We start from the raw sequence: 23,262 nt of genomic DNA, 5'->3' as shown, positions 1-23,262 counted from the left end.
AGGGAACAGTGTGATGTCGAAATGGTTCAGAGAGAATGCCCCGATCAGCGCCCGTGACCTGACGGAAGAATTCATGCGCCTGAAACGTGGCTCGGTCACGCGCCGCCACTTCCTCGGCGTCACGGGTCTTGGCCTTGCCGCGGCGGTCCTCGCCCGCCAGCCGGGCCTCTTCACCTCCGAAGCCCATGCGGCCGAAGACCTCGGCTCCACCATGTCGCTCGCCACCTGGCCGAACTACCACGACCCGGCGACCTTCGAAGCCTTCACGGCAGCGACCGGCGTGGCCGTCGAGGTCAATGTGTTCGGTTCGAACGAAGAGATGCTGGCGAAGCTTCAGGCCGGCGGCACCGGCTGGGACCTCTTCGTGCCGACCAACTACACGATCTCCACCTATGTGAGCCTCGGCCTCATCGACCCGATCGACCTTGCCAAGGTGCCGAACTTCGACCCGAAGACGCAGAACACCCGCTTTACCAACGAGGGTACGGTCGACGGCAAGGTTTATGCCCTGCCGAAGAACTGGGGCACGACGGGCATCGCCTTCAACTCCGACAAGATGAAGTCGAAGGTCACCAGCTGGAAAGACTTCTTCGAACTCGCCATGACCGAGGCCGACGGCCGCGCCATGGTGCACGACTACCAGCTCACCACCATCGGCAACGCGCTCGTCTCGCTCGGCTTCTCGTTCAATTCGGTGAAGGCGGAAGAACTCGCCAAGGCGGAAGAACTGCTGATCAAGGTCAAACCGCACCTCTACGCCATCAACAGCGACTACCAGCCCTCCATGCGCGCCTCCGACGCGTGGATGACCATGTGCTGGACCAATGACGGCGCGCAGCTCAACCGCGACATTCCGGAAATCCAGTTCGTGCTGGGCACGGACGGCGGCGAGATCTGGTCGGATTTCTACGCGGTTCCGAAGAGTGCTGCCAACAAGCCGGCCGGCTATGCGCTGCTCAACTTCCTGATGGACCCGCAGAACGCCGTCAAGGAACACATCGCCAACGGCGCGCCGACGACCGACAGCCGCGTAATGTCGCTGCTGCCGGCGGACATCACCAGCAACAAGATCGTCTATCCGGACGAAGCAGCCCTGACGCCGCTGGAATTCGGCGCCGCGGTGACGCTGACCGACCCGGCGCGTGCGGAGCTGATGGCGCGGTTCAAGTCGGCGTAGGGCAAGGCATCTCGGCAAATCGATCTCCCCCCTTGTGGGGGAGATGTCCGGCAGGACAGAGGGGTGTCGCACCCGCCATCGGCCCGCCTTCTCTGCCGTACCGCCGCTACCCCCCTCTGTCGGCTTCGCCGACATCTCCCCCACAAGGGGGGAGATTGGTCGGAGCGCGCAGCACAGTTTCCTCTCCCCGCCTGCGGGAAGAAATGACCGGCTAGCCGGATGAATACGCAACAGGACCCGAAGTTATGCCCCTGACGATGACGACGAAGAGACGATTGGTGACGACAGCGCTGCTGGCGCCGGCGTCCCTCTGGCTGTTCGTCTTCCTCGTCCTGCCCTTCATCGCCATGGTGGTGTTTTCCGTCGGTGAGCGCGGACCGGCGGGCGGCTATCAGCCGGCCTTCACCTTCGCGCAATATGCCAACCTGCCGGCCCGCGCCGCCGCCTACTGGAACACGCTGATGCTGGCGCCGGTCGGCGCCTTCGTCTGCCTCATCGTCGCCTACCCGACGGCCTATTACCTCGCCGTCAAGGCCCCCCCGCGGTATCGCCTGCTGCTCGTCTCGCTGGTCGTCGTACCGTTCTGGACGAGCCTGCTCGTGCGGACCTATGCCTGGATGTACATCCTCGGCTCGCGCGGCCTCCCGAACCTGCTCGACATGATCGGCATAGCCGACGTCCGCCTGCTCAACACACCGGGCGCCGTATTGCTCGGCATCGTCTACGGCTACCTGCCGCTGATGATCATGCCGATCTATGTCAGCCTCGAAAAGCTGGACCTCCGGTTGCTGGAGGCTTCCGCCGATCTTGGCGCAAAACCGGTCTCGACCTTCTTCTCCGTCACCCTGCCGCTCTCGCTGCCGGGCGTGATGACGGGCGTCGCACTCGTCACCATCCTGCTGCTCGGCGAATATCTCATTCCGCAGCTACTTGGCGGCGGCAAAGTATTCTTCATCGGCAATGCGCTGGTCGATCTCTTCCTGCAATCGCGCAACTGGCCGCTTGGCTCGGCGATTGCCGTGACACTCGTCGCCGTGGTTGTGGTGGTGCTGATGGTCGCGATGCGCATCGCCTGGCGCATTTCCGGCACACGACAGGTGGATCTCGTCTGATGCGCGCGCTGATCACCTCCGTCTATCTGTTCCTCTATGCCCCGATCGTACTCGTCGTGCTGTTCTCCTTCAATGCCGGCCGCAATGCGAGCGAGTTCACCGGCTTCTCCGTTGAGTGGTACGGCAAGGCGCTCGCCAATCCGTTCCTCATCACGGCGCTGCAGAACAGCCTGATCATCGCCGTCACCAGCGCCACGCTCGCCGCCGTCTTCGGCACCATGGCAGCGCTTGGCCTCGAACGGCTGGGCAGCCGCGCCCGCGCCGTCTTCGACGGCCTGCTCGCCGCGGCGATCGTCGTGCCGGGCGTCGTCATCGGCATTGCCACGCTCGTCGCCCTCGTCGCGGTCTTCGGCGTCATCAATCCGGCCATCGCCAGCCTGTGGCCCGGCGAAAGGCCGCCGCAGTTCGGCCTCGGCTACGGCTCGATCATCGCCGCACATGGCCTCTTCACCATGGCGCTCGTCACCATGATCGTGAAGGCCCGCATCGCCACGCTCGGGCGCGATATCGTCGAGGCGTCGGCCGATCTCTATGCCACGCCACTGACGACGTTTCGCCAGATCGTGCTGCCGCAGATCCTGCCCTCGGTGCTCGCCGGCTTCCTGCTCGCCTTCACCTTCTCCTTCGACGATTTCATCGTGGCCTTCTTCGTCGCGGGCTCGAAGACGACGCTGCCGATCTACGTCTTCGCCTCGATCCGTCGCGGTGTGACGCCAGAGGTCAATGCCATCGCCACCATGGTGCTGGTCGCATCGCTGCTGTTGATCGTGATCGCCCGCCTACTGATGCGGGAAAAAACCAGAAAAACGACTGCCGGGGAGTGAGACCGATGATCCTGAAGAACCGTGTCGCCATCGTCACCGGAGCGGGCTCCGGCATTGGCCGGGCCGGCGCGCGCATCATGGCGCGCGAAGGCGCCACGGTCTGCGTCGCCGACCTCAACGAGACGCGCGCTGCAGAAACTGTCGATTTCATCCGCGCAGATGGCGGCAGGGCGGAGGCGGTCATCGTCGACGTGACGGACGATGTGGAGTTGAAGATGGCGATCGCTGCCGTGCTCTCCCGCCATGGCCGGGTCGATATCCTGCACAATCACGCCGGCGCCCAGGTTGCCGGCGATCTTGAGAGCGTGCCGCTCGACGGGCTGGATCTTTCGTGGAACCTCAACGTGCGCGCCCATCTGATGGCCGCCCGCCTCGTCATGCCGGCCATGAAGGCGCAGGGCAAGGGCGTGATCCTCAACACCGCCTCGTCCTCCGGCGTGCTCTACGACCGCGAGATGATCGCCTATACGACGACGAAACACGCCGTCATCGCCATGACGAAACAGATGGCCGGCGACTATGCCGGGCACGGCATCCGCGTCAACGCGCTCTGCCCCGGCTGGGTCGACACGCCCTTCAACGCGCCCTTCATCACCCAGATGGGTGGGCGCGAGGCGATCGAGGCCTATATCAAGGAGAAGGTGCCGATGGGCCGATGGGCCGATGTGGAGGAGATCGCCGAACCGATCCTCTTCCTCGTCTCCGACCGGTCAAGCTACATGACCGGCCAGATCCTTGTCGTCGACGGCGGCGAGACCGTCACTTAGAACATTTCCGCTTTTCTTCGAATCGCGGAAAAGCTCTATCTCTTTGTTTTTACGCAATTCCGGACGCAAAACCGCTACGCACTTTTGCTGGAATTGCTTTAAGCGCCGACCGCAGCCCCCATCGGCCCCTGATGCACGACGATACGGGCATGATAGGGCACGCGCTTGTAGAGATCGAGCACGTCCTGGTTGATCAACCGCACGCACCCGGAGGAGGTCGCCTTGCCGATCGACGCCCAGTCCGGCGAGCCGTGCAGGCGATAAAGCGTGTCCTTGCCGTTCTGGAAGATGTAGAGCGCGCGCGCACCGAGCGGGTTCTTGATGCCCGGCTCCATGCCGCCATTCTCGACGGAGTACTTTGCAAGGCTCGGCGTACGCGCGATCATGTCGGCCGGCACCTTCCAGCGCGGCCAGGGCTGGCGCCAGTGAATGATGCCCTCGCCTTCCCAGGCAAAGCCGTCGCGGCCGATGCCGACGCCGTAGCGCATGGCAGTGCCACCCGGCTCCACCACATAGAGGAAGCGGCCGGGCGTATCGACGACCACGGTGCCCGGCGCCTCGCCGGTCGGGTCCTTCACGCGCTGGCGATAATATTTCGGGTCGATCTTCGTATAGGGGATGGCGGGGATGAGATGACCGCCGTCCTCGACGGCCGCATAACGCGCCACCAGTTCCTCGTCCGCTGCCGGCACGATGGGATAACTGACCTTCTGGGGGACTGGCGCAATCTTGACCGGCGTTTGTTCCGTGGTCGCGCAGCCCGCAAGCGTCGCCGCAGCGCCGAGGAAAAAGGCCCTGCGCGACAATGAGCACACCGTAGGCATTCTCGATAAGACTCCAATGGGAAAGACTGGTTAGGAGTGATGGCTAGCCAGACCGTGAGCGGGCTGGCAAGAAGCAACGGCATCACATCTTCGGCAACGGTTATTCATTCCGCCCGACCGATGCAAAGCAGTCACGTCCGGAGAACGATGAGGGGGAAAACGCAATGGCACCTGTGGAAACCAATCCCGCCCATGTCCGGGAGTTCACCGACCCGGAAAGCTTCTACCGCTGGCTTGCTGAAAACCATGACTCCGCTCCCGAAGTCTGGATCAAGATCCACAAGCGCGGCTCCGGCCTGAAATCCATCAATCCTGAAGAGGCGATCGAGGCCGTGCTCTGCTGGGGCTGGATCGACGCCATCCGCAAGGGACTGGACGAGAAGAGCTTCTTCCAACGCTATTGCCCGCGCGGCAAGAAGAGCGTGTGGAGCAAGAAGAATGTCGAGACCGTCGGCAGGCTGATCACAGACAACCGAATGACCGAACACGGCCTCAAACAGGTGGACGCAGCAAAGGCGGACGGCCGCTGGGACAAGGCCTATGGCAGCGGCAAGGACTTGAAAATCCCGCCCGACCTCCAGACAGCCATCGACGCGGAGCCAGCAGCGAAGGAGATGCTCGGCAAACTCACCGAGCAAAACCGATTTGCGCTGGCCTTCCGCATGCACAACATCAAGACGGATGCCGCGCGCAGGCGAAACGTCGACACCTTCGTGGACATGCTGAAGCGCGGCGAGACGATCTACCCGCAGAAGCAGAAATAGACCGCCCTATGTTCGCTCAGGACTGGCCGTTCAACCAGTTGTGCCAGTCGTTCTCGCTGCCGGAGAAGACGTTCAGGTCGATCTTGCCCTCGACGCCATGCGACAGGCCGGAGCCGGAATACTGCCAGAACATCCAGCGGCGGTTCGGATAGCGCTTGGACGGGTGCGCGGCGACCGAGCGCAGCCAGAACGGATGGTTCTGGAGCTCGCCGGAAAGGTTGTCCTCATAAAAATCCGGCGCCGTATAGATGATCGGCCGCTTGCCGTAATGGCGTTCCAGCATGTCGGAGAAGACCTTGATCTTCTCGACATACTGCGCTCGCGTCAGCCGCTTCTTGCAGCTCGATTCGCCATTGTATTCCGCGTCGATCACCGGCGGCAGCGCATCGGGATCCTTCGGCACGTTGCGGATGAACCATTCTGCCTGCGAGCTTGCGACCCGGCACCAGTAGAAGAAATGATAGGCGCCGCGCCGCATGCCCGCTTCCTTGGCCTTGCGCCAGTTCTTCTGGAACATCGGGTCGAGGTGGTCGCCGCCATCCGTCGCCTTGATGAAGGCGAAGTTGGCGCCCTGCGTGCGCAGCTTCATCCAGTCGATGTCACCCTGCCAGCGCGAGACGTCCACGCCGTGCACCTGATAGTGTTTTGGCGCGCGCTTGCCGAAATTGATCGGGTGCGCGTCGCGGAACTGCTGGCTGTAGACGCGCGAACGCTTGCGCGAGCGCCCCTCGGACGGCATCTCGATGGCAGAAACCGCATCCTCCGGCCGTTCGGAAGGAACCGCCGATTGTTTCGTGACGGATTCGAAGACCTTGCCGTCCGGCCCCGGCCCGGCCCAGGCCAGCATTTCCGCGCCATCCGCCGTCACCCGGCTTTCGCCGACAGCGACTTCAGGAACGGGGCTATTGCCCTTGGAAACGGAGCTGGTGATTTCCGCCGACGGTTTTATGGATAGCACCGCCTCGGGATTCGAGCTCGACGCACAGCCGGCCATGGAGGCACAGCCAAGAAGGACCGCTGTAAGGACCGAAAGACGCATAAGGCACTCGCACGCAAAACTAACCGAAGGCCCCGCCCTTTCGACACATGGACGGAATTACTAACGGAAGATTACCGCGAAATGTTAAATGCGAGGTTTACGGCGGAGTCGACATTTCAGGTACTTAGGCTCGAAAGCTCTCACGATTCCTGACGATTGCCCTTCACGAAAGCGTGTCCACGCGGCGAAAGCCGGTAGCCGACGGCCAGGCTTTCCGTCAACCCCAACTCCTTGAGCTGGCGTATCTTTCGCTTGAGCGTCAGCTTCTCCATATCGAGGCGTTCGGCCATCTCCGCGGCCGTCCGACCGTCCCGTTCCGCGATCATGCAAAGAGCCGCGCTCGTCCATGCGCCCGTCCGGTCGAGCTTCGCGAGCACCCCCTTCAAGGCCACGATTTCACCCGGGCCGAGCGTATCGTTTTCACGCAGGTTTTCTCGCGGGTCCTTGCCGGCGACATGAAAGGCGATCCGATAGAGCTCGCCCTCGGGCCGAAGATCCCGCGCGAGTTCTTCCCGTGAGACGTAACCCGCCGCCTGGACATCCCCTGCGGTGATGGCATCGAGGTCCACCCTTTCAATGCTGTCGATGGCAAGCACGCCCGCCGCGGTGCGCAGCGTGCCGCCGGCCCGCACGGTGGGCTTCGTCCAGCGCCGAAAGGCGAGTGTCACCTCGCCTCTCCCGATCCTTTTAAGCATCTTCGCCTTGAACAGCATTCCACCCCTCAGGCGTTGCCGATCCTGACATGGCCGATCTGCTTCTTCTCGATCTCGTCGAACGATTCGTCGTAGCCGGCATCGGCATAGCGGATCGCCCCGAGCGAGGTGTCGTTCGTCAGCGCATGTTCCAGCCGCTCTGCCCCGGCTTCCGTGCCATCGGCGACCAGTGTGACGCCGCAGCTCGTCATGTAACCAGCATAACCGCCGCCACCGGAATGCACGACGACAAGATCGGCCATCGAGGAGCAGAGCAACATGGCATCCAGCAGTGGCCAGTCGGCAATGGCATCCGATCCATCCTTCATGCGCTCCGTCATGATGTTCGGATGCGCCATGGCGCCGGCATCGAGATGATCGCGCGAAAAGGCGATCGGCCCCTTGAGTTCGCCAGCCGCTACCAGCCGGTTGACCGCCAGCGCCAGTTGCGTGCGCTCACCATGGCCAAGCCATGCGATGCGCGCCGGCAGCCCCTCGAAGGGCACGTTTTCGCGGGCAAGGCGAATCCAGTTGGTGACGATCTGGTTGTCCGGGAACATGTCCATGACGAGGTCGTCGATACGCGCGATATCGCTCTCCTCGCCGGACAGCGCCATCCAGCGGAACGGCCCTATGGCCCGTGCAAAGAGCGGGCGGAGGTAGGCTTCGGTGAAGATCGGAATGTCGAAGGCATTCGCAACACCGCCTTCCCGCGCCTGCGTGCGGATGAGGTTGCCGTTGTCGAAAACCTCGGAGCCGCGTTTCTGGAAGTCCAGCATGGCAGACACATGCTCGACAATCGAAGCCCGGCTTGCCGCCATCAACTGCCCTTGCCCGTCGTCGCGCAGCCCCTTCACCTGGTCGATACTCATGCCCTTCGGCACATAGCCGTAAACGAGGTCATGCGCCGAGGTCTGGTCGGTGACGATGTCAGGCACGATACCGCGCCGGGCGATTTCCGGATAAATTTCCGCCGCATTGCCGACAAGGCCGATCGAGGTCGCCCGCTTGTCCTTTACGGCCTCATCGACCATCGCGAGCGCCGTATCGAGATCCGGTGCCACATGTTCTAGATAGCCGACGGCCTTGCGGGCCGCCGCGCGTGCCGGATCGATATCGACGCAGAGAATGGCTGCCCCCGCCATGCGGCCGGCGAGCGGCTGCGCGCCACCCATGCCGCCAAGCCCGGCAGTGAGGATGAAACGCCCGGCAAGGCTGCCGGCGAACCGCTTTTCGGCAATGCGCATGAAGATTTCGTAGGTGCCCTGAATGACGCCCTGGCTGCCGATATATTGCCAGGCACCCGCCGTCAGCCCACCCCAGCAGATCAGCCCTTTGCGCTGGAGTTCATAAAACACCTCGGCCTTCGCCCACTGCCCGACGATATTGCAGTTCGCCATGATGACGAGCGGTGCCTTGGCATGGGTCTTCAAGAGCCCGACCGGCTTGCCCGATTGGATGACCAGCGTCTGATCCTCGTCCATTTCCGTCAGCGCCTTGACGATCGCCCTGTGCGCCGCCCAGTTGCGTGCCGCCTTGCCGAGAGCGGCATAGACGATGAGATTGTCCGGATCCTCACCGACCGACAGCACGTTTTCGAGAAGCCGCAGCAAAGCTTCCTGTCGCCAGCCCTTGGCGCGCAGCGTAGGACCGCTGGGGATTGGGTAGTTCGGATGACGCGCATTCGGCTTCGGCATCGCTATCTCCTAAAATCTCTGTACGGCTTTGCCTCAAGCGAGCGCATAACTCACCAGATCGATCCCCATCGCCTTTTCCACCGAAGGATAGACAGTCGGGTCGAGCACGCTGGAGGCGAGCGGGATGATGGTCTTCGGCACATGCAGCACGAAAACGTTCATGCCGACTTGGAGCTGGCCAACGCTCAGCGGCTCGCCGAACGGCGAGAGCGTGGTGATGACATCCGGGAAAGTGGCTAGCCGTTTTCCTTCGGCCGATTCCACCGCCATATACTCGTTCATCACATGCAGAACCGTCGCTTTGTCGCCCGTGCCAAGTGTCACCGTGCCGATGTCGAAGGCCTCTTTGGTGTAGACCACCGATTTGTCGGTGATCGTGCCTTCGGAGAGGATCGAACCGCCCGTCGTCTTGACCATCGCATCGATGATCGCCGAGCCGCCCTTGCCTTCCGCGGCAATGATCGCCTCGCCGAGCGTCAGCGCCAGCGAAATGCCGCCGAGCGCCGCATTCCTGCGGACGTAAGAGGCGCGCAGCGGGTTGCGGCAGGAGGCGATGAAGCCGCCGGACATGTCCGAGGCCGTGCGCAGGATTGGCGAGACTTTTGCGGTCGCGCCGCGAACGACAAGCTCGATATAGCGGTTCTCGTCGCGGTTTCCGCCGACGGCGGTCTGGATCATCTGTTCGGGCGAGCCGGCCATGCCGATCGAGCCCATGTCGCCGGTCGGATGCGCGCGCATGTCGCCCACCGCGTCGAGCACCTTCGTGCCGAGGATGGCCGAGGGCAGCCAGCCGTTCAGCGTCGAGGATTTGCCGTTCTGCCCGACCATCAGCGCCGCGACTTTTTCGCCGAGCGCCTCCTGCAAAAGCTCCACCGCCTTCACATAATCGACGCCGCGCATTTCCCACGGCGTGGTCGAGGCTGGCGCGCCGATGGCGGCAGCCGTCGCCACCCAGTCGTCGTCCGAAAGCTCATCGATGGAGACAAGCTCGGGCTTGCCGATCGACACCGCGGCATAACCCAGCATGCGGCCGTGATCCGCCCAGCCGCCGCCACCGGCCGCATAGACCGAGCCGCCCTTGACCGCCGCCTCGACGTCTTTTTCCTTTAGAATCCGGCCCATTAGACGTCTCCCTGAATCACTTTCTGAAGTTTTTCGTCGAGTTGAATCACTGCGTTAAGAAGCACCGCCGCGCCAAGCGCGATATCGTCCGTCTCGGCGAACTCTTCCGGCGCATGGCTGCGCCCGCCAAGGCACGGCACGAAGATCATCGCAGACCGCGTCACCCGCGCCATCCAGGCCGTGTCGTGCCCGGCACCGGAGGCCATGCGGCGATGGCTTGCCCCCACCGCTTCGCAGGCCATGTCCAGCACGTCGAGCAGCAGCGGATCGCCAGGTGTCGGCATGTTGTCGGAGATGCGGCGTGGCGTCTCGATGACGGTGCCCGTCTCACGGGCAAGCTGTTCCGCCAACAAATCCACCGACGCCGCGAACAGCTCCATCGCCGTGCGATCCTCCGCCCGCGCATCGATCAGCAGGCGCGCGCGGGACGGCACGACATTGGCGGCATTCGGCTCGATGGAGAACTCGCCAACCGTCGCGGTGAAATGATTTGGCCCGTCGGAGAGCGACTTCGCCAGCGCCTCAATGCCCGTCACCAGCCGCGCCGCGGCGGCAAGCGCATCGGCACGGTTGCCCATCGGCGTCGTGCCGGCATGGTCCGCGCGGCCCTGCACGATGATCTCGATGCGCGTGATGCCGGCAATCGCCGTCACCACGCCGATATCGCGCTTTTCGGTTTCCAGCACCGGTCCTTGCTCGATGTGCAATTCGAGGAAGGCCGCAATGTCCCTGCGCGCCTCGGTCTGGATGCGTGCCGGATCGCCACCGGCATCGCGGATGCCCTGTTCCAGCGTCAGCCCGTTACTCTCGCGCAAAAACCAGTCCTCCGGCAGCACGCCGGCCATGCCGCGGCTGCCGATGCAGGAGACGCCGAAGATCGAGACCTCCTCTGCAAGGAAATCGACGACCTCCAGATCATGGTCGAGTTCGATGCCCTGGTCGGCCAAAGCGCGGGCCACTTCCAGCGCCACCGCCACGCCGGCAATGCCGTCGTAACGCCCGCCATCCGGCACCGTATCGGAGTGCGAGCCGAGCATGATCGTGCCAAGGCCCGGCTTTTTTCCCCGTCGACGCGCCGTGAGATTGCCCGCGGCATCAATGCGTGTCTCAAGCCCCGCAGCCTGAAACTTTTCGAGAAGAAAATCCCGCCCCGCCGGGAACAGAGCGGTAAAGGCACGCCGCGTATAAGGCCGGCCGGGCTCGGTAAGCCGGGCAAGCCCGTCGATCACATCCGCGATGCGGGCAGGATCGACCGGCAGATTGGTTTTTGGTGCCGCCATCAGTGGGCACCGGAGGAAACAAGCGTCGGCAGCGGCCGCACGAACGCGCCGGTGCCGGGTTCGGCCAGCACCCTGGTGCCATCGAAGGCGAGCACACCACGCAGATAAGTGGCCGAGACACGCCACGGCAGTTTGATGCCGTTATAGGGCGACCAGCCGACCACGTTGTGGCCGCTTGCAGCCGCATCATAGGTATAGGGCTCGGGCGTCAGCACGGTGATGTCGGCATCCTTGCCGGCTTCCAGCGCGCCCTTCACATGGTCGAGGCGAAAATGCCGCGCCGGGTTCAACGTCATCAGTTCGGCCGCACGCGTCAGCGGAATACCGCGCTCCAGCGCGCCCTTGACGAAGAGCGGCACCATGACCTCCAGCCCCGGCACGCCGGAGGCATTGGCCAGCATGTCTGGATTGGTCTTGCGGTCTTCCGACCAGCTGACATGGTCGGTGGAAACGAGCGTCACATTGCCCTCGGCGACATGCCGCCAGAGTTTTTCGACTTCGGCGCGCGGGCGGATCGGCGGATTGATCTTCGCCTTGCCGCCCAGCCGGGCGACGTCGTTTTCCTCGTCGAGCGTCAGGTAGTGAATGCAGCACTCGATCGTCGCGCGAAAACCCTGTGCACGATAGGCGGCAGCGATCTCGTAGCCGCGGCCGAGCGAGCAATGCACCACATGGGCGGGGCAACCCGTTTCGGCGCCCGTCTCGTAGATCTGGTTGGAGGCGAGCAGCTCCGTCAGCGGCGGGCGCGACATTCCGTGTGCGCGATAATCGGTGATGCCCGCAGCCTTCACCTTGGCGATTGCCGCGCGCACCGCCTCGTCGTCTTCGTTGTGTACGCCGGCCGTCAGCCCCGTTGGCGCTATGGCGCGGAAGCAGTCTTCCAGCAGAGCCGCCGGAATCCGTGGGAAACGCTTCGGGTCCGTACCGAAGGTGGAGAACTTGAAGGCGGCGACGCCGGCCTCGACCATCTCGCCGATGCGCGCCGGCCCCTCTTCGGGATCGACCGTGCCATAAAGCGCGAAATCGACGTGCGCCTGCGGCGAGGCGTGGTCGACCTTGATATTCACGGCTTCCGCCGAGCAGACGAGGTTGCCCTCGTCATAGGGCATGTCGACGATGGTTGTGACACCGCCGGCTGCGGCCGAACGCGTCGACCAGATGAAATCTTCCTGGTTCTTCTGCGACAGGGAATGGACCTGGGCGTCGATCGCCCCGGGCAGGATCAGCGTGCCGGAAAGGTCATGCCGCTCCTTCGCCGCCGGCATCGCGCCCTGTCCGACATGTACTACCTTGCCGTCCCGCACGGCGACATGGCCGCCCTCGACGATGCGGTCGGCAAGAACGACGGTGCCTTTCAGAACGAGATCGAAATCGGCCATTCCCGTGTCTCCGTTACGGCGTGAGGGCGAAGAAGGCATCGAACCCTGCCATGGGCGCGGCCTCGACGAAGGCGGCCAGCGCCTCGGGGCTCGCAAGATCACGGTCGAGCGCCTCGATTTCGGCGGAGAGCGGCCGATCCTTGCGATAGAACGGGCTGACCGCCCGTGTGCGCTGATAGACGATGGCGGCAACACCCTCGGCATTGTCGCCGGCAAGATCGATGGCCTGCGCGGACAGCATGGCTTCGAGGGCCGCCAGCTGATGGAGATCCCGCACCTGGCTCTCCATGCGCTCGACGATCAGCGGCAGGAAGGTCGCCTCTTCCTCGAGGCCGCCGGCAACCACGATCGACTGCGCCGAGATCGGCACGGCGAGCGACTGGATGCGCATGTAGAGTTCGACGGCGAGCTTCAACAGCGGCCCGAAGCCCGTCGCCGCCTCTCCGGGCGCAACGAGGTTGACCGGAAGGTTGCGACGCACGCCGTTCGAGAGCAGGACGCAGCGATTGAGCACATTGCGCGCCAGATGCGCAAAACCCGTTTGCGCAGCCTCGACGTAGAGCGTCGTGGACAGCGGCAGGGAACCGCCGGAGGCCATGACGTGGTTGTCGATGACAACCGGGTTGTCATCCGACTGCGCCGTCGCCTCGACGATGCGCTCGGCAGCGTTCATCAGCGTATCGAGGCAGGCGCCGAAGACCTGCGCGGTCATGCGCAGGCTGAGCGGATCGTGGATCGCCGACGGCTTTGGCCAATGGCCGGAAGAGGCCTGCGCCTCGAACCACGTGCCGGCCAGCGCCTCGCCATGCGCCGAGAGCCGCGCGGCCACCCGCCACGGGTCAGCAGAGGCGCCAAGCGCCAGCGACGAGAGAAGCCCCGTCACCATGAGATTGCGGATCGCCTTGGCTGCCTCGCGCACCACGTTGGCAGCGGCGGCATGCGAGATGGCGTTGACGCTGAGGGCTGCCAGCGCATCGCGCGGCTGCATGCGATACGGCTTGAGGTCGGCACGCTTCAGCGCTTCGGCAGCAGGCAGGCGCTCGCCGCCATACCAGGCTTCGCCCTCGCCGGTCATGACCGATGCGATCTGCCCCATCAGCCCGATATCGGCACAGCCCATCGAGCCGTGGCGGCGCACGACCGGCACGACATCCTTTTCGAGCAGGCCAAGGAAAGCATCGATCAGTTCCGGGCTGCAGCCGGAATAGCCGCCGAGCGCGGTGTTGACGCGGATCGCCATCGCCTTGCGCACGATCGGCAACGCAAAGGGCTCGCCGGTGCCGAAATGGTGCGCCCTGACGAGGCTGTTGTTGAATTCGACGAGGTCGTCGGCCGTCCAGAGCTTGTCCTTCATCGAGCCGACGCCCGTATTCGCGCCGTAGATCGGCAGGCCGATGGCGAGGCGATCCGTGATGACGAGCCGCGACGCGCCGATGCGCCCCATGCCGATCTCGCAGGCCACCGGACGGCGCGTGGCGGCGCCGATCGCCTCCAGCGTTGCGAAGTCGAGCGGTTGACCGGTCAAATAGAGCGTGTCGGCGGAAGCAAGCATTTTCAAAGGAACCCGTTTTTCAAGATGGATGTTATGCGGAACGCGGGTCGAGCGTATATCCCAAAGTCCGTACGGTTCATGCTATAAGCCGAACACTCGCCGCAAGCCAAAGGAGCCGCCTGTGGATCTGTCCACGCTTTGCCTTGTGCACAGCATTCTCGAAGAACGCGGCATCCGCAGGGCGGCGGCAGTTGCGGGACGCCCTGCCTCCAGCGCCAGTGCCGCGCTCCGCCGCGTCGAGGCCGTTCTCTCCGTGCCGCTTGTGCGGCGCGACGGCCAGGCGCTCGTGCCCACCCTGGAGGCCGAGGCGCGCCTGCCCCGCTTTGCCGAAATCGCCCGCGCTGCCGACGCCCTGGCCGCCCTCGGCGAAGGTGGACGGACACGACCCGCCATTTCGCTCGCTGCCCTCGCCCGCTTCGCGGCCACAGCAAGGGCCGGCAGCATCAATGCCGCTGCCAAAAGCCTCGGCCTTGGCCAGCCGCAACTCACCCGCCAGCTCAGCCATCTGGAAGCGGCGATCGGTGGCAAGATGCTCGACCGTTCGGCGAATGGCATAAGCTGCACGCCCGCCGGCCTCGAGGCCCTGGCGCTCGCCGAACAGATCGGTGCCGCGTGGGACCTGCTTTTCGCCGCTTCCGCTGAACGCTTCCGCCGCAGTGCCGCCACATGGCGCCTCGGCACGATCATTCCCTTTGGCCACGAAAGCGAGATTGCGGCAATGCTGGCGGGCCTTGCCGTCGCATGGCGCTCAGCACGACCACGCCAGCCGCTCTTCCTGTCCTCCACCACGGCGGACGAACTTGTCTCCGGCCTGAAAAACCGCCGTTTCGATCTGATCCTGCTCGACACGGACCGGTATCCCGCCGAATTCGACGGCAGTTTGATCGGCCGTTCGCAACTGGCACTTGCCGGCCCGCGCACGATGGATGACATCGAGCGGCAGGATGTCCCGGCACTTTTGCGTCGGCACCCCATCGCCGTGCCAAGTCCCCGCAGCGGCCTGCGGCAGATGACGGACCGCTTCCTGGAAGCCACGCTGTCCACAGCCGAACGCGCACGCCTGACGCTTGTCGAGGTCGATTCGATCCCGGTCATCATCAATCTCGTGCTGGACCACGGCCATCTTTCCGTTCTGCCGGAGCATTCCGTGGCCAACATCAACCCGCCGCCGACGCTGTTGCCGCTGGATGCCGCCTACCAGCAATCGCTGAGCCTCGTCTGGCCACGCGATGCGCTATCGCGGCAGGCAGCCGAAACGATTTTCGCGCTCCTTTCGAAACTTTAGCCTTTGGCCCCAGCCCGCAACCGCCGCCGGGTCTCCGTCGGGCTTTCGTGATAGTGCGCGCGGTAGCTGCGCGAAAAGGCGGAGGAGGAGTTGAAGCCGGTGAGCGCCGCGATATCGGCGAACTCGGCCTTGGTCTCAATGACCTTCCGCCGGGCGGCGTTCAGCCTTAGCGCCAGATAGTGCTGGTGCGGCGCGACACCCATCGATTCCTGGAACAGGTCCTGGAGATGGCGTGCGCTGATGCCGACGCGTTTTGCCAGCCGTGTCAGCGTCAACGGCGCGTCCACCGTCTCCTCCATCAGCCGCACCGCCTGGCTGACGCGCTGGTCGGCGATGCGCATGTTGCCAAGGGCCGGCACCTGCAGCAGCCCGCCGGTCCGTTCGTGTTCGTAGATGAACAACCGGGACACTTCGAGCGCCAGCGAATAACCCTGCCGGCGGCGGATGATCTCCAGCATCAGGTCGAGCGTCGGCAAGGAACCGCCGGTGGTGATGCGCTTTCCATCGATGACGTAGCGCTCGCGCATCACCGCGATCTGCGGATAACGGGAGGCGAACTCCTCCATGTCCTCCCAGTGGATCGTCACGGAATGGCCGTTCAGCAGGCTCGCCTCGGCGAGCAGCCAACTCCCCGATTCGATACCAGCCATCATCGTGCGATGGCGCGCCGTCTGCGAAAGCTGGCGCCGCAACAGAGGCGTCGCACTCATCTGCCATTGATAGCTCGAAAGCACGAAGAGCGGCTCTTTCTCCCGCTCCGGCCGGAACAGGCCGTCGACCGGCACCGGAATGCGGCTCCGCGTCTCGACCGGCTGGCCGTCGGGGGAAAAAATCCGCCAGCGGTAAAGCGCCTGGCCGGAAATGCGGTTGGCGGCGCGCAGGGGCTCGATGACCGAGGCGACGAGGATGAGGTTCGTCTCGGGCAGCACGAGGATATCGATGTCGAGGGTATCGGAAGAGGGATCGAGCATGGCGGAAGCATGCGTGTTCATCTCTCGAATTGTCAAGAATGGATCCGAAAAGTGAAAGCATTGCATCGTCTCTTGGCTCGTAATGGACCCAATGAGAATACTGGGAGAGATCGAATGCCCTTAGCCATGAACCGTGATGTCTTCATCACCTGCGCCGTCACCGGCTCCGGCGATACCGCCGGCAAATCACCCCACGTGCCGCGTTCGCCCAGAGAGATCGCCGAATCGGCCATCGACGCCGCCAAGGCTGGCGCCGCCGTCGTGCATTGCCACGTCCGCGACCCGGAAACCGGCGCACCGAGCCGCCGCAACGATCTCTACCGCGAAGTAACCGAGCGCATCCGCGATGCCGAGGTGGACGTTGTGCTGAACCTCACCGCCGGCATGGGCGGCGATATTATCTTCGGCGGCACCGAACAGCCGCTGCCGCTGAACCCCAAAGGCACCGACATGGTCGGCGCCACCGAGCGCGTCAGCCACGTCGCCGAATGCCTGCCGGAAATCTGCACGCTCGACTGCGGCACGATGAATTTTTCGCTCGGCGACTACGTGATGACCAACACGCCGTCCATGCTGCGCGCCATGGGCAGGATGATGACCGACCTCGGTGTCCGCCCGGAAATCGAGGCCTTCGACACCGGCCACCTGTGGTTCGCCAAGCAGCTCGTTGAGGAGGGCGTCATCGAGGATCCGGTACTCATCCAGCTCTGCATGGGCATTCCGTGGGGCGCGCCCGACGACCTCAACACCTTCATGGCGATGGTCAACAACGTGCCGGCCAACTGGACGTTCTCGGCCTTCTCGATCGGCCGCAACGCCATGGCATATCCGGCCGCGTCCATACTGGCCGGCGGCAATGTGCGCGTCGGGCTTGAAGACAATCTCTATGTCGGCAAGGGCCAGCTCGCGACCAATGCCCAGCTCGTTGAAAAGGCCGTGAACGTGGTTGAAAGCATGGGTGCCCGCATCATCGGCCCGGCCGAAGTGCGCGAAAAGCTGAAACTCCAGAAGCGGGCGCCGAAATGAGCCAGATCCAGAAAGCAGCCTGTGTTGGCGGCGGCGTCATCGGCGGCGCCTGGGTGGCGCGCTTCGCGCTCGCCGGCATCGACGTCAATATCTTCGATCCGCATCCGGAAGCCGAGCGCATCATCGGCGAAGTGATGGCCAATGCCGAGCGCGCCTATGGCATGCTCACCATGGCGCCGCTGCCGCCGAAGGGCAAAGTCACCTTCTGCAAGAGCTTGGAAGACGCCGTCAAAGACGCTGATTGGATTCAGGAAAGCGTTCCCGAGCGCCTCGAATTGAAGCGCGGCGTGCTGACCCAGATCGATGCGGCCGCAAAGCCCGATGCGCTGATCGGCTCGTCCACGTCAGGCTTGATGCCGACCGACCTGCAGCGCGACATGAAACACCCCGAACGCCTGTTCGTCGCGCATCCCTATAACCCCGTCTACCTGCTGCCACTCGCAGAACTGGTCGGCGGCGAAAAGACCAGCAAGGCGACGCTCGAAGACGCCAAGGCCAAGCTCGCGCCGATCGGCATGAAGGGCGTGATCATCAAGAAGGAGATCGAGGCCTTCGTCGGCGACCGCCTGCTCGAAGCCGTCTGGCGCGAAGGCCTCTGGCTCATCAAGGACGACATCTGCGACACCGAGACGCTCGATGACGTGATCCGTTACTCGTTCGGCATGCGCTGGGCGCAGATGGGCATGTTCGAGACCTACCGCATCGCTGGCGGCGAAGCCGGCATGCGCCATTTCCTCGCCCAGTTCGGTCCCTGCCTCTCCTGGCCCTGGACCAAGCTCACCGACGTCGTCGATCTCAACGACGAGCTGGTGGAAAAGATCGCCAACCAGTCGGACGCCCAGTCCGGCGCTCGCGGCATCCGCGATCTGGAGCGCATCCGCGACCAGAACCTCGTCGGCATCATGCATGCGCTGAAGGCCGGCGACGACGGCAAGGGCTGGGGCTCCGGCAAGCTGCTCGCCGAATTCGAGGAACATCTCTGGGCCAAGGCCGGCAAGGCCAAGGTCGAGGTTTCGGAAGCCGAGCCCCTGCGCCTCGTCGATACCAAGGTCAACGCCGCCTGGGTCGACTACAACGGCCATATGACCGAGCACCGTTACCTCCAGCTCTTCGGCGACACGTCGGACGCGTTGTTGCGGCTGATCGGCGTCGACTTCGCCTATGTCGAAGCCGGCCACAGCTACTACACGGTGGAAACCCACATCCGCCACATCGGCGAAGCCAAGCTCGGCCAGGCGCTCTACACGACGCTTCAGCTTCTTGCCTCCGACGACAAGCGGCTGCACTACTTCACCCGCATCCATGACGCCGCGACCGGCGATGTCATCGCGACGGCCGAGCAGATGATGCTCCATGTCGACTCGAAGGCCGGCAAGAGCGTCGATGCGCCTGCGGACGTGCTGGCGAAGATCAAGCCGATCGCGGACGCCCATGCCAAGCTGCCGACACCGGAAAGTGCCGGCCGCAGCGTCGGGCAAAAGCGCGCCTGACGAAACCGTCGAAGCGCCGGAGAGGAACGCCGCCCGACGCAGAACACAATCTCCCCCGCTCATTGGGGGAGATGCCCCGCAAAGGGCGATGGCCGCCACGCGGCCCCAAAAGAATTCGAGGGGGAATGCCATGAACTTCGCATTGACCGACGAGCAGCAGATGATCGTGGATACGGTCCGCTCCTTCGTCGAAACGGAAATCTATCCGCACGAAAACGAGGTCGAGCGCACCGGTCACGTGCCGCCGGAACTCGGCCAGGAAATCGCCCGCAAGTGCAAGGAAATCGGCTTCTTCGGCTGCAACATGCCGGAAGAAGTGGGCGGTGCCGGCCTCGACCACACCTCGTTTACGCTGGTCGAGCGCGAACTCGGCCGCGGCTCGATGGCGCTCACCGTCTTCTTCGGTCGCCCCTCCGGCATCCTGATGGCCTGTAACGACGAGCAGCGCGAACAGTACCTTCTGCCCGCCGTACGCGGCGAAAAGTTCGATGCGCTCGCCATGACCGAGCCGGATGCCGGCTCCGACGTGCGCGGCATGAAATGTTTCGCCCGCAAGGACGGCGACGACTGGGTCGTCAACGGCACGAAGCATTTCATCAGCCATGCCAACATCGCCGATTTCGTCATAGTCTTCATCGCGACGGGCGAGGAAGACACGCCGCGCGGCAAGAAGAAGCTCATCACCTGCTTCCTCGTCGACCGGGGCACGCCCGGCTTCGAGATCCGCAGCGGTTACGAGTCGGTCTCGCACCGCGGTTACAAGAACTGCATTCTCAACTTCGACGAATGCCGCCTGCCCTCCTCGCAGATCCTCGGCGAAGTCCACAAGGGCTTCGACATCGCCAACGACTGGCTCTACGCGACCCGCATCACGGTCGCCGCGACCTCCGTCGGCCGCGCCCGCCGCGCCTTCGATTATGCGCTGAACTATGCCGCCGAGCGCAAACAGTTCGGCAAACCGATCGGCGCGAACCAGGGCGTCTCCTTCAAGCTCGCCGACATGATCACCGAGATCGACGCCGCCGACCTTCTGACGCTCAACGCCGCATGGCGGCTCGATCAGGGCCTGCCGTCGAACCGCGAAATCGCCTCGGCAAAGGTCTACGCCACGGAAATGCTCTCCCGCGTCACCGACGAGGCGATCCAGATTTTCGGCGGCATGGGCCTGATGGACGACCTGCCGCTCGCCCGCTTCTGGCGCGATGCCCGCGTCGAGCGCATCTGGGACGGCACGTCGGAAATCCAGCGGCACATCATCAGCCGTGATCTGCTCAGGCCGCTCGGAGCGTAATGTCGATATGACACATTCCCTCGACCGCCTCATCCGGCCGCGCTCCATCGCCGTCTTCGGCGGCAAGGAGGCGCGCCGCGTCATCTTCCAGTGCGACAAGATGGGCTTTACCGGCGAGATCTGGCCGGTGCATCCGCGCGAGGAGGAAATCCTCGGGCGCAAATGCTACCGCTCCGTCGCCGATCTCCCGGGCGCCCCGGATGCCTCCTTCGTCGGCGTCAACCGGGAACTCACCATCGGCATCATCCGTGATCTGTCAGCGCGTGGCGCCGGCGGCGCGGTCTGCTACGCCTCCGGTTTCCGCGAGGCCGTCAGCGAGCTTGCCGATGGCGACGATTTGCAGAAGGCGCTGGTGGAGGCGGCCGGCGACATGCCGGTGCTCGGGCCGAATTGCTACGGCTTCATCAACATGCTGGACGGCGCCCTGCTGTGGCCCGACCAGCATGGCATGCTGCGCATCGACAAGGGTGTCGCCGTCCTAACCCAGTCCTCCAACATCGCCTGCAACATTTCCATGCAGCAGCGCGGCCTGCCGCTCGCCTATATCCTGACGGCCGGCAACCAGGCGCAGACCGGTCTCGCCGACCTCGCCTGCGCCGTGCTGGAAGACCCGCGCGTCACCGCCGTCGGCCTGCATATCGAAGGTTTCGATAGCCTCGACTCCCTCGAACGCTTGGGTTTGCGATCGCGCGAGCTGAAGAAACCGGTCGTGACTTTGAAGGTAGGAAAGTCGGAGCAGGCGCAACTCGCCACCGTCTCGCACACCGCCTCGCTCGCCGGCAATGACGCGGTCTCTTCCGCGCTGCTTGCCCGCCTCGGTATCGGCCGCGTCGAAACGCTGCCGGAACTGCTCGAAACGCTGAAGCTGCTTCATGTTGCCGGCCCGCTGCCGAACTACGACATCTCCTCCATGTCATGCTCTGGCGGCGAAGCCTCGCTGATGGCGGATGCCGGCGTGAAGCGGAAAGTGAATTACCGCGACCTCCGGCAGGAGCAGCGCCAGCCGCTGCGCGAGACGCTCGGCCAGATGGTGACGATCTCCAATCCCCTCGACTATCACACCTTCGTCTGGGGCAATCACGAGAAGCAGACGCAGGCCTTCACGACCATGATGCAGGGCGGCTACGCCCTGAACCTCGTCGTGCTGGATTTCCCCCGGCTCGACCGCTGTGACGCCGCCGACTGGATCACCACCTGCCACGCCGTCATCGATGCGTCGAAGGCGACGGGCGCGAATGCCGGCATCGTCGCCAGCATGGGTGAGAACATGCCGGAAGCGACCGCCGAGATGCTGATGCAGAACGGCGTCGTGCCCTTCTACGGCATCGAAGAGGCGCTCGCCGCCGCCGAAACCGCCGCCGGTATCGGTGAAATCTGGGCAAAACCCCTGCCCGCGCCACTCCTCAAGACCACGGCTGGCGAAGGCGAGGCGGTCACGCTGACAGAGCATGAGGCCAAGCTGGCGCTCGCCGCCCATGGTCTCGTGGTGCCGAAGGGCATCACGGCGGAGACGGCGGATGCTGCGGCCGAAGCGGCACAAAGCCTCGGCTTTCCCGTCGTGCTCAAGGGGTTGGGCGTCGCACACAAGACCGAGGCCGGCGCCGTCAAGCTCAACCTCGCCAGCCGTGAGGCCGTGCTGGAGGCCGCCGAGGCCATGGCCGGCGTCGCCTCCGGCTTCCTCGTCGAAAAGATGGTGGGAAAACCCGTCGCCGAACTCATCGTCGGCGCGATGCGGGACCCGGTCGCCGGGCCGGTATTGACCATCGGTGCAGGCGGTATTTTGGTCGAATTGCTCGAAGATTCCGCCATTCTGACCCTGCCGACGGATGAGAAAACCATCCGCGAGGCCATCGCCGGACTTAAGATTTCAAAGCTTCTGGACGGTTATCGCGGCGCGGCGAAGGGCGATATCGACGCGCTTGTCGCTGCCGTCGCATCAGCGGCATCCTATGTCGTTTCAAACGCTTCAATAATCGAAGAACTGGACGTTAATCCCTTAATGGTGCTGCCAGCTGGCGACGGTGTCGTCGCGGCCGATGCGCTGATCCGTCTGAGGAAAAACCCATGACCGGACCGATACGACAGCGCCGCGAAGGTGGCATTCTGGAAGTCACGATCGATCGCCCCAAGGCGAACGCCATCGACCTCGTGACCAGCCGCATCATGGGCAAGATCTTTGCCGACTTTCGCGACGACGACACCCTGCGTGTCGCCATCATCACCGGTGCGGGGGAGAAATTCTTCTGTCCAGGATGGGACTTGAAGGCGGCGGCCGCGGGCGATGCGGTCGACGGCGATTACGGTGTCGGCGGCTTCGGCGGCATGCAGGAACTGCGTGACCTCAACAAGCCGATCATCGCCGCCGTCAACGGCATCTGCTGCGGCGGCGGGCTCGAAATCGCGCTGTCCACCGACTTGATCCTCGCCGCCGAACACGCGACCTTCGCGCTGCCGGAAATCCGCTCCGGTACGGTGGCGGATGCCGCCTCGATCAAGCTGCCGAAGCGCATTCCCTACCACATCGCCATGGACATGCTGTTGACCGGCCGCTGGCTGGACGTGCAGGAGGCGCACCGCTGGGGCTTCGTCAACGAGATCCTGCCGGCCGACAAGCTGCTCGACCGCGCCTGGGAACTCGCCCACCTGCTCGAAAGCGGCCCGCCGCTCGTCTACGCCGCCATCAAGGAAGTGGTGCGCGCCGCCGAGGGCGAGGCGTTCCAGACGACCATGAACAAGATCACCCGCCGGCAATTTCCGACGGTCGACGTTCTCTATTCCAGCGAGGATCAACTCGAGGGCGCCCGCGCCTTCGCGGAAAAGCGCGATCCCGTCTGGAAGGGACGATAGGATACGCCCCTGCATCGGGCAAAGTCCGCATCTTTCCATAAGTTTGGCTTGTGGAAGAAATAGGTAAATTAGGGCGTTACACGCGTCTGATACGTGAATAGTTTATAATAGACGAGCCGCCAT

The 23,262-nt window shown here is 64.1% G+C and carries 20 protein-coding genes; 11 read left to right on the top strand and 9 right to left on the bottom strand.

From position 1 onward, the window contains the following. Positions 1–13 precede the first annotated feature (13 nt). The 4 genes from AC1RT2_RS26885 to AC1RT2_RS26870 all read left to right on the top strand — a co-directional run bounded on the left by AC1RT2_RS26885 (position 14) and on the right by AC1RT2_RS26870 (position 3,880). On the top strand, positions 14–1,177 hold the full coding sequence (locus AC1RT2_RS26885) for a polyamine ABC transporter substrate-binding protein (protein ID WP_493106917.1): 1,164 nt from the start codon (positions 14–16) through the stop codon (positions 1,175–1,177). A 245-nt stretch (positions 1,178–1,422) separates the two neighbouring features. Further along, complete coding sequence (locus tag AC1RT2_RS26880; RefSeq protein WP_493106915.1) at positions 1,423–2,289, top strand: ABC transporter permease; 867 nt, start codon at positions 1,423–1,425, stop codon at positions 2,287–2,289. Beyond that, a complete protein-coding gene (locus AC1RT2_RS26875) occupies positions 2,289–3,113 on the top strand; it encodes an ABC transporter permease (protein WP_493106913.1) in 825 nt (274 codons plus the stop codon). Before AC1RT2_RS26880 ends, AC1RT2_RS26875 begins: the two co-directional genes overlap by 1 nt. A gap of 5 nt (positions 3,114–3,118) precedes the next feature. Next, positions 3,119–3,880 (top strand): SDR family NAD(P)-dependent oxidoreductase, encoded by a 762-nt coding sequence (locus tag AC1RT2_RS26870; protein ID WP_493106911.1) that lies wholly within the window; start codon positions 3,119–3,121, stop codon positions 3,878–3,880. A 98-nt stretch (positions 3,881–3,978) separates the two neighbouring features. Here the strand turns inward: AC1RT2_RS26870 and AC1RT2_RS26865 are convergent, their stop codons facing one another. Further along, positions 3,979–4,704: a L,D-transpeptidase gene (locus AC1RT2_RS26865; protein ID WP_493106909.1), complete on the bottom strand. Its 726-nt coding sequence runs from the start codon at positions 4,702–4,704 to the stop codon at positions 3,979–3,981. A 164-nt stretch (positions 4,705–4,868) separates the two neighbouring features. On the opposite strand from AC1RT2_RS26865, the gene AC1RT2_RS26860 reads away from it, so the two are divergent. Continuing rightward, complete coding sequence (locus AC1RT2_RS26860) at positions 4,869–5,468, top strand: YdeI/OmpD-associated family protein (protein ID WP_493106908.1); 600 nt, start codon at positions 4,869–4,871, stop codon at positions 5,466–5,468. Between the two features lie 16 nt (positions 5,469–5,484). Here the strand turns inward: AC1RT2_RS26860 and AC1RT2_RS26855 are convergent, their stop codons facing one another. From AC1RT2_RS26855 to AC1RT2_RS26825, 7 genes are all read right to left on the bottom strand, one after another. After that, positions 5,485–6,507: a glycoside hydrolase family 25 protein gene (locus tag AC1RT2_RS26855; protein WP_493106907.1), complete on the bottom strand. Its 1,023-nt coding sequence runs from the start codon at positions 6,505–6,507 to the stop codon at positions 5,485–5,487. A 140-nt stretch (positions 6,508–6,647) separates the two neighbouring features. Beyond that, on the bottom strand, positions 6,648–7,220 hold the full coding sequence (locus AC1RT2_RS26850) for a hypothetical protein (protein WP_493106906.1): 573 nt from the start codon (positions 7,218–7,220) through the stop codon (positions 6,648–6,650). Between the two features lie 8 nt (positions 7,221–7,228). After that, positions 7,229–8,896: a thiourocanate hydratase gene (gene ertB / locus AC1RT2_RS26845; protein ID WP_493106904.1), complete on the bottom strand. Its 1,668-nt coding sequence runs from the start codon at positions 8,894–8,896 to the stop codon at positions 7,229–7,231. Between the two features lie 33 nt (positions 8,897–8,929). Continuing rightward, a complete protein-coding gene (ertC, locus tag AC1RT2_RS26840) occupies positions 8,930–10,018 on the bottom strand; it encodes a thiohydantoin desulfurase (protein WP_493106902.1) in 1,089 nt (362 codons plus the stop codon). Further along, on the bottom strand, positions 10,018–11,298 hold the full coding sequence (locus AC1RT2_RS26835) for a Zn-dependent hydrolase (RefSeq protein ID WP_493106900.1): 1,281 nt from the start codon (positions 11,296–11,298) through the stop codon (positions 10,018–10,020). Before AC1RT2_RS26835 ends, ertC begins: the two co-directional genes overlap by 1 nt. Beyond that, a complete protein-coding gene (ertD, locus tag AC1RT2_RS26830) occupies positions 11,298–12,677 on the bottom strand; it encodes a hydantoin-5-propionate amidohydrolase (protein ID WP_493106898.1) in 1,380 nt (459 codons plus the stop codon). The genes AC1RT2_RS26835 and ertD overlap by 1 nt, the downstream gene beginning before the upstream one ends. A 13-nt stretch (positions 12,678–12,690) precedes the next feature. Next, positions 12,691–14,229 (bottom strand): aromatic amino acid lyase, encoded by a 1,539-nt coding sequence (locus tag AC1RT2_RS26825; protein ID WP_493106896.1) that lies wholly within the window; start codon positions 14,227–14,229, stop codon positions 12,691–12,693. 121 nt (positions 14,230–14,350) lie between these two features. On the opposite strand from AC1RT2_RS26825, the gene AC1RT2_RS26820 reads away from it, so the two are divergent. Further along, the gene (locus tag AC1RT2_RS26820; protein WP_493106894.1) at positions 14,351–15,514 is read left to right on the top strand and encodes a LysR family transcriptional regulator; all 1,164 of its coding nucleotides are present in this window, start codon (positions 14,351–14,353) and stop codon (positions 15,512–15,514) included. On the opposite strand, the gene AC1RT2_RS26815 is transcribed toward AC1RT2_RS26820, so the two are convergent. After that, positions 15,511–16,485 carry a GlxA family transcriptional regulator gene (locus AC1RT2_RS26815; protein ID WP_069061332.1) on the bottom strand — a complete coding sequence of 325 codons (975 nt, stop codon included), beginning with the start codon at positions 16,483–16,485 and terminating at the stop codon, positions 15,511–15,513. The genes AC1RT2_RS26820 and AC1RT2_RS26815 overlap by 4 nt on opposite strands. 114 nt (positions 16,486–16,599) lie before the next feature. On the opposite strand from AC1RT2_RS26815, the gene bcoG reads away from it, so the two are divergent. From bcoG to AC1RT2_RS26790, 5 genes are all read left to right on the top strand, one after another. Further along, positions 16,600–17,511: a 3-dehydrocarnitine:acetyl-CoA trimethylamine transferase BcoG gene (bcoG, locus tag AC1RT2_RS26810; RefSeq protein WP_493106892.1), complete on the top strand. Its 912-nt coding sequence runs from the start codon at positions 16,600–16,602 to the stop codon at positions 17,509–17,511. Beyond that, positions 17,508–19,001: a carnitine 3-dehydrogenase gene (locus tag AC1RT2_RS26805; protein ID WP_493106890.1), complete on the top strand. Its 1,494-nt coding sequence runs from the start codon at positions 17,508–17,510 to the stop codon at positions 18,999–19,001. The genes bcoG and AC1RT2_RS26805 overlap by 4 nt, the downstream gene beginning before the upstream one ends. 130 nt (positions 19,002–19,131) lie before the next feature. Further along, the gene (locus tag AC1RT2_RS26800) at positions 19,132–20,292 is read left to right on the top strand and encodes an acyl-CoA dehydrogenase family protein (RefSeq protein ID WP_493106888.1); all 1,161 of its coding nucleotides are present in this window, start codon (positions 19,132–19,134) and stop codon (positions 20,290–20,292) included. 7 nt (positions 20,293–20,299) lie between these two features. Continuing rightward, on the top strand, positions 20,300–22,360 hold the full coding sequence (locus AC1RT2_RS26795; protein ID WP_493106886.1) for an acetate--CoA ligase family protein: 2,061 nt from the start codon (positions 20,300–20,302) through the stop codon (positions 22,358–22,360). After that, entirely contained in the window at positions 22,357–23,139 is a 783-nt protein-coding gene (locus tag AC1RT2_RS26790; RefSeq protein ID WP_493106884.1) for a carnitinyl-CoA dehydratase, read from the top strand. The genes AC1RT2_RS26795 and AC1RT2_RS26790 overlap by 4 nt, the downstream gene beginning before the upstream one ends. Positions 23,140–23,262: the final 123 nt, after the last annotated feature.

The sequence above is a fragment of the Shinella sp. GW821-FHT11G07 genome, assembly GCF_058808115.1.
This window is presented reverse-complemented; position numbering and strand designations above follow the sequence as displayed.

What these genes read in the sequence shown, in the direction of transcription:
- AC1RT2_RS26850 (WP_493106906.1), bottom strand. Translation starts at nt 7,220, where the DNA reads ATGCTGTTCAAGGCGAAGATGCTTAAAAGGATCGGGAGAGGCGAGGTG.
- AC1RT2_RS26835 (WP_493106900.1), bottom strand. Translation starts at nt 11,298, where the DNA reads ATGGCGGCACCAAAAACCAATCTGCCGGTCGATCCTGCCCGCATCGCG.
- bcoG (WP_493106892.1), top strand. Translation starts at nt 16,600, where the DNA reads ATGCCCTTAGCCATGAACCGTGATGTCTTCATCACCTGCGCCGTCACC.
- AC1RT2_RS26825 (WP_493106896.1), bottom strand. Translation starts at nt 14,229, where the DNA reads ATGCTTGCTTCCGCCGACACGCTCTATTTGACCGGTCAACCGCTCGAC.
- AC1RT2_RS26870 (WP_493106911.1), top strand. Translation starts at nt 3,119, where the DNA reads ATGATCCTGAAGAACCGTGTCGCCATCGTCACCGGAGCGGGCTCCGGC.
- AC1RT2_RS26875 (WP_493106913.1), top strand. Translation starts at nt 2,289, where the DNA reads ATGCGCGCGCTGATCACCTCCGTCTATCTGTTCCTCTATGCCCCGATC.
- AC1RT2_RS26855 (WP_493106907.1), bottom strand. Translation starts at nt 6,507, where the DNA reads ATGCGTCTTTCGGTCCTTACAGCGGTCCTTCTTGGCTGTGCCTCCATG.
- AC1RT2_RS26790 (WP_493106884.1), top strand. Translation starts at nt 22,357, where the DNA reads ATGACCGGACCGATACGACAGCGCCGCGAAGGTGGCATTCTGGAAGTC.
- ertD (WP_493106898.1), bottom strand. Translation starts at nt 12,677, where the DNA reads ATGGCCGATTTCGATCTCGTTCTGAAAGGCACCGTCGTTCTTGCCGAC.
- AC1RT2_RS26865 (WP_493106909.1), bottom strand. Translation starts at nt 4,704, where the DNA reads ATGCCTACGGTGTGCTCATTGTCGCGCAGGGCCTTTTTCCTCGGCGCT.
- AC1RT2_RS26885 (WP_493106917.1), top strand. Translation starts at nt 14, where the DNA reads ATGTCGAAATGGTTCAGAGAGAATGCCCCGATCAGCGCCCGTGACCTG.
- AC1RT2_RS26805 (WP_493106890.1), top strand. Translation starts at nt 17,508, where the DNA reads ATGAGCCAGATCCAGAAAGCAGCCTGTGTTGGCGGCGGCGTCATCGGC.
- ertB (WP_493106904.1), bottom strand. Translation starts at nt 8,896, where the DNA reads ATGCCGAAGCCGAATGCGCGTCATCCGAACTACCCAATCCCCAGCGGT.
- AC1RT2_RS26880 (WP_493106915.1), top strand. Translation starts at nt 1,423, where the DNA reads ATGCCCCTGACGATGACGACGAAGAGACGATTGGTGACGACAGCGCTG.
- AC1RT2_RS26800 (WP_493106888.1), top strand. Translation starts at nt 19,132, where the DNA reads ATGAACTTCGCATTGACCGACGAGCAGCAGATGATCGTGGATACGGTC.
- AC1RT2_RS26795 (WP_493106886.1), top strand. Translation starts at nt 20,300, where the DNA reads ATGACACATTCCCTCGACCGCCTCATCCGGCCGCGCTCCATCGCCGTC.
- ertC (WP_493106902.1), bottom strand. Translation starts at nt 10,018, where the DNA reads ATGGGCCGGATTCTAAAGGAAAAAGACGTCGAGGCGGCGGTCAAGGGC.
- AC1RT2_RS26815 (WP_069061332.1), bottom strand. Translation starts at nt 16,485, where the DNA reads ATGCTCGATCCCTCTTCCGATACCCTCGACATCGATATCCTCGTGCTG.
- AC1RT2_RS26860 (WP_493106908.1), top strand. Translation starts at nt 4,869, where the DNA reads ATGGCACCTGTGGAAACCAATCCCGCCCATGTCCGGGAGTTCACCGAC.